The sequence below is a fragment of the Mediterraneibacter sp. 210702-DFI.3.120 genome, from assembly GCF_020561005.1.
In the GTDB taxonomy this organism is placed as follows: Bacteria; Bacillota; Clostridia; order Lachnospirales; family Lachnospiraceae; genus Mediterraneibacter; species Mediterraneibacter faecis.
The window spans coordinates 1-321 of the sequence record NZ_JAJCNG010000096.1 but is presented as its reverse complement, the minus strand read 5'-3'; the positions used below and the strand labels follow the sequence as shown (position 1 = coordinate 321).

The following is a 321-nucleotide window of genomic DNA, read 5'->3' as shown; positions in this document are numbered from 1 at the left end:
TTAAATACAAAACCTATCAAGCACGCTGGCAGATTGGAGATATTTATGTATCGGGCGACGCAAGAAAAACAGAGGATAACCCACAAGGGTTAGGCTGTTATCTTGTTATGACCGGCAGAGGGTGTGATGATATTTTCCGTATTCTCGACAGTAGGAATTGTACTTTTGGGGATATGTTCAAACATTGTGAGCGAAGATACGGACAGGATAACTTCCACTTCACAAGGCTTGATATTGCCATTGATGATAAAAACGAAAAGCCATTTTTTACCATAGAGCAGATAAAGAAGAAATGCGAAAAAGAGGAATTTATCTCGAATA

The 321-nt window shown here is 38.9% G+C and carries 1 pseudogene; it reads left to right on the top strand.

Annotated elements, in window-relative coordinates:
- Positions 1-321: pseudogene (locus LI162_RS15360) on the top strand (replication initiation factor domain-containing protein); the annotation flags it as partial.